4 protein-coding genes, 1 tRNA gene and 1 pseudogene are annotated in these 4714 nt (G+C 65.4%); 4 read left to right on the top strand and 2 right to left on the bottom strand.

The window, feature by feature from the left end; translation table 11 throughout:
* The first annotated feature begins 79 nt into the window (after nt 1–79).
* On the top strand, nt 80–1255 hold the full coding sequence (gene carA, locus Q0693_RS01430; protein WP_243031292.1) for a glutamine-hydrolyzing carbamoyl-phosphate synthase small subunit: 1176 nt from the start codon (nt 80–82) through the stop codon (nt 1253–1255).
* Between the two features lie 59 nt (nt 1256–1314).
* On the opposite strand, the gene Q0693_RS01435 is transcribed toward carA, so the two are convergent.
* Both Q0693_RS01435 and Q0693_RS01440 read right to left on the bottom strand, forming a co-directional pair.
* Nucleotides 1315–2946, bottom strand: coding sequence for a formate--tetrahydrofolate ligase (locus tag Q0693_RS01435; protein ID WP_298628621.1), 1632 nt, complete (start codon nt 2944–2946; stop codon nt 1315–1317).
* Between the two features lie 104 nt (nt 2947–3050).
* Nucleotides 3051–3967: pseudogene (locus tag Q0693_RS01440) on the bottom strand (threonine/serine dehydratase).
* A 66-nt stretch (nt 3968–4033) separates the two neighbouring features.
* On the opposite strand from Q0693_RS01440, the gene secG reads away from it, so the two are divergent.
* From secG to Q0693_RS01455, 3 genes are all read left to right on the top strand, one after another.
* Complete coding sequence (gene secG, locus Q0693_RS01445; protein ID WP_243028280.1) at nt 4034–4261, top strand: preprotein translocase subunit SecG; 228 nt, start codon at nt 4034–4036, stop codon at nt 4259–4261.
* A gap of 36 nt (nt 4262–4297) precedes the next feature.
* Nucleotides 4298–4373: transfer RNA gene (locus tag Q0693_RS01450), tRNA-Ala, on the top strand.
* Between the two features lie 128 nt (nt 4374–4501).
* The coding region (locus Q0693_RS01455) for a helix-turn-helix domain-containing protein (protein ID WP_298628625.1) at nt 4502–4714 on the top strand (213 nt) is incomplete at its 3' end.

Raw genomic sequence — 4714 nt, forward strand, 5'->3', positions numbered from 1 at the left:
GTCCGGCCTAACCCTGGTCGGGGCGGGATGGGCGTGGGCCTTTGGGGGCGCATCCTAGGGTGGGCATAGAGGAGGAGGAATGGCTGGCGTGAAGGAACGCGCGGTTTTGGTCCTGGAGGACGGCACCGTCTATCACGGCTACGCCTTCGGGGCCCGGGGAAAGACGGTGGGGGAGGTGGTCTTCAACACCGCCCAGACCGGCTACCAGGAGATCATGACCGACCCCAGCTACCACGGGCAGATCGTGGTCATGACCTACCCCCACCAGGGCAACTACGGGGTCAACGTCTACGACATGCAGTCCAACCGGCCTTGGGTGAAGGGCTTTGTGGCCAAGGAGTTTAGCCGCGTGGCCTCTAACCCCAGGGCCCAGCAGACCCTGGGGGAGTTCATGGAGTTCTACGGGGTGGTGGGCATAGAGGGCGTGGACACCCGGGCCCTGGTGCGCAAGATCCGCGAAGGAGGGGTGCTGAAGGGGACCATCGCCCATGCCAGCCTCTTCGGGGACCCCCACCACACCTTTACCCCGGAGGAGCTGGAAGCCCTTCGCCAAGAGGCCCGGGCCTGGACGGATATCGACGGCCGGGACATGACCCCTGAGGTCTCCACCCCCTTGCCCTATGCCTGGCCCACCCTGAAGTCGGGCCGGCGCATCGTGGTCATGGACTTCGGCATCAAGCACGCCATCGTGGAGAACCTGGCGGCCCAGGGCTTTGAGATCCTGGTGGTGCCTGGCAAAACCCCGGCGGGCCAGATCATGGCCTTGGAGCCCCACGGGCTTTTCATCAGTAACGGCCCCGGGGACCCCTCCATGCCCCGCTACGCCCACGAGACCATCTGGAAGCTCATGGGGCTTTTGCCCACCTTCGGCATCTGCCTAGGGCACCAGCTCCTGGCCCTGGCCTCGGGGGGGCGCACCTACAAGATGAAGTTCGGCCACCGGGGGGCCAACCACCCGGTGAAGAACCTCCTCACGGGCAAGATTGAGATCACCAGCCAAAACCACGGGTATGCGGTGGACATAGATTCCCTCAAGGAGTTCAAGCCTACCCACATCAACCTCAACGACGGGACCCTCGAGGGCATGGCCCACACCCGCTACCCCGTCTTCTCCGTGCAGTACCACCCTGAGGCCGCCCCCGGCCCCCACGACGCCCTCTACCTCTTCCGCCGCTTCCTGGAGGAGGTGGAGGCCTTCCACGGGGCCACGGGGCTTCCCGTGGAGAAGCAACGGGCAGACGGGCACGGGGTATAGCCCGGCCCCGGGTGCTTGGGATGGGGACCCCTACCCTGGCAAGGCCAGGGCGGGGGAACTCAGTAGTCCATGCCCCGGATGTTGCCCTCCTCGTCCACGTCAATCCCCAGGGCCTGGGGCGCCTTAGGCAGGCCGGGAAGGGTCTCAATCCCCCCCATGTAGACCACCACAAACCCCGCCCCAAGCCGGCACTTTAGGTCCGTGACCCGGACCCTAAAGCCCTTAGGCCGCCCCCGGAGCCTGGGGTTGTCGGAAAGGGAGGTGGCCGCCTTGGCCATGACCACGGGCAGGGCCTCGCACCCCTCCTTCTTGGCGGCCTTTAGGGCCCTCTTGGCCTCCTCGCTCCACTCCACCCCCTCCGCCCCGTAGACCTCCTTGGCGATGGTTTCCACCTTGGCCTCGAGGGGCATCTCCAAAGGGTAAAGGGGCCGGTAGGTGTGGGGGAGGGCCAGGGCCTCCAGGACCTTTTCCGCCAGTTCCAGCCCCCCTTCCCCTCCTTTGGCGTAGACCTCGCTTAAGGCCAAGGGCAGGCCCCTTTCCCGGGCAAACTCCCGCACCAGGGCGATCTCCTCCAGGGCGTCCGTGGGGAAGCGGTTTAAGGCGATCACCGGCTTAAAACCGAAGAGCTCCACGTTTTCCACGTGCTTTTCCAGGTTGGCAAGGCCCTTGAGCACCGCCTCAAGGTCCGGCATCTCGTAGGCGTCCTGTCCCCCGTGGTAGCGGAGGGCCCGCAGGGTGACCACCAGCACCACGGCCTCGGGTACCAGGCCTCCCGTGCGGGCCACCACGTTCATGAACTTCTCCAGGCCCAAATCGGTGGCGAAGCCCGCCTCCTGCACCACGTAGTCCGCCAAACCCAAGGCCCATAGGCTTGCCCTCAGGGAGTTGGTGCCGTGGGCGATGTTGCCAAAAGGCCCCATGTGGACGAAGGCCGGGTTCCCTTCCGCCGTCTGCACCAGGTTGGGGAGGAAGGCCTGCTTGAGGAGGGCGGCCATGGCCCCCACCGCCCCTAGATCCTCCGCGTAGACGGGCTTCCCCTCGTAGGTGAAACCCACCCGTATCCTTCCCAGGCGTCTTTTTAGGTCCTTAAAGTCCCGGGCCAGGCTCATGAGGGCCATGACCTCGCTGGCCACGGTGAGCTCAAACCCCCCTTCCCGGGGCACCCCGTGGGCCTTGCCCCCCAGGCCCAAGACGATGTGCCTTAAGGCCCGGTCGTTCATGTCTATGGCCCTTTTGAGCTCAATGCGCCTGGGGTCAATCCCCAGCTCGTTGCCCTGGTGCAGGTGGTTGTCCAGAAGGGCGTTCAAGAGGTTCACGGCGCTGGTCACCGCGTGGAAGTCCCCGGTGAAGTGCAGGTTGATCTCGTGCCGGGGTTCCACCCGCGCCCGACCGCCCCCTGTGGCCCCGCCCTTGACCCCGAAGACCGGGCCCAAGGAGGGCTCCCTTAGGGCCAAGGCGGCCTTTTTCCCAAGCCGCCAAAGGGCGTCCACTAGGCCGATGGCGGTGGTGGTCTTGCCCTCCCCCGCCGGGGTAGGGGTGATGGCCGTGACCAGGATCAGCTTTCCCTTGGCCTTAGGGGGTTCCCCCAGCACCTTCGCCATGTGGGGGCCGTAGAGGTAAAGCCTTTCCCGGCCTAAGCCCAGCTTGCCGGCCACCTCCTCTATGGGTAGAAGCGCTTCCTTAACGATCACGGGGTAAGCTTACTCCTCCTTTCCAGGGAAAGAAGTCCCGCCTTGGGTGTTCGGGTTCCCCTGGCGGCTCCGTGGGCTGGGGCAGAAGGAGGGCCAGGACTCCCCTAGGGAGGGAAGCCGCGGTTTCCTCCCGGTAGAAGGGCCGGTACCTTGGGAAGCCTTTTCCCGTGCTCCAGCACGGGGGCCCGGTGGGTTCCACCACCTGCTCCGTGCGGGTAAAGAGGAGGCCTTCGGCCTCCAGGATGGCCTCCTCGCTCACGGTGAGGATGGCGTCCACCCTCTTTTGCAAGATGGGGAAGGTGTGTTGGCCCAAGGCCAGGGTCCTGACCCCATCCGCCCGGGTCTGGGGTGCCTGGGGAAGACGCACGATCCCGCCCGTTTCCAGGCTCCTCCTGGCGTCGTCCGCCCCCTCGGGCTCCACCCCCAGGACCAAGGTGCTGGGGGAGAGGGCCTTTACCGCCGTGGCCACCCCGGCCAGGAGCCCTCCGCCCCCCACCGGGACCAAGACCGCTTCCGGAAAAAGACCGAGTTTCCCCGCCTGGGCCATGAGCTCCAGCCCCGCGGTGCCCTGCCCGGCCATGACCAAGGGGTCGTCAAAAGGGTGGATGAAGGCGTAGCCGGTCTCCACGAGGAGGTCCTTGGCCACCGCCTCGCGGTTTTCTACCGTAACCCCCTGGTCCACCACCTGGGCCCCGTAGGCCCGGGTGGCCTCCTTCTTAAAGGGGTTTGCCTCCTCGGGCATGACGATGAGGGCCTTGATCCCCAAGACCCTAGCGGCGTAGGCCACCCCTTGGGCGTGGTTGCCGCTACTCACCGCCAAAAGCCCCCGGGGGTTTTCCAGGGTCAGGGCCTGGGAAAGCGCCCCCCGGGCCTTGAAGCTCCCCGTCTTTTGCAGGTGTTCGGCCTTGAGGAGGAGGCGCTTGCCTAAAAGCTCATCCAGGAGCCTCGAGGTGAGGAGGGGGGTGCGGTGCACGTAAGGGGCGATGCGCCGGGAGGCGGCGTAGATCTCGGCCAGCTCCACACCCCTTTATACCTTGCCCCGGGCCGGGTGGACAGACCCTGGCCTTCGCGCTAAAGTGGTAAGGGTATGGACTTTCTCTACACCTTGGTCATCCTCCTTTACCTGGGCGTGGCGGGGCTTTTGGTCTACCTGGTGCTGGTGCAGGAGCCCAAACAGGGGGCTGGGGACCTCATGGGGGGCTCGGCGGACCTCTTCTCCGCCCGGGGGGTCACGGGAGGGCTTTACCGCCTCACCGTCATCCTGGGGGTCATCTTTGTGGCCTTGGCCCTCCTCATAGGCCTCTGGACCCGTTGACAAAACGCTTCCCCCTCGGTACCATAGGCGTTGCTTGGGGCCGTGGCGCAGTTGGGAGCGCGCCTCAATGGCATTGAGGAGGTCAGGGGTTCGAATCCCCTCGGCTCCACCAGAAACCCCCCTGGGGAAACCCAGGGGGGCGCCCTTTTACAGAAAAAGGGGGACGTGGGGGTCCATAATGCCCCGGACCTTCAGTCCGGGGATACATGGACCCCCCACAGTGGGCTACACTAGGAGCAAATGGTCCAGCGGTGTACGCCCACCCCGGACCCGGCACCACCTGGATGGGAGGTGAAGCGCATTCAGGATAGCACCTACAAGAAGGCTTTCAAGTACCGCCTCTACCCCACTAAACCCCAAAGGCGAGACCTGGAGAAGGTGCTTTCCCTGTGTCGTCAACTCTATAACGCCGCTCTACAAGAGAGAAGGGATGCCTATAGGAAAGCCCAAAAG

Source organism: uncultured Thermus sp., from assembly GCF_938010445.1.
Lineage (GTDB): Bacteria > Deinococcota > Deinococci > Deinococcales > Thermaceae > Thermus > Thermus altitudinis.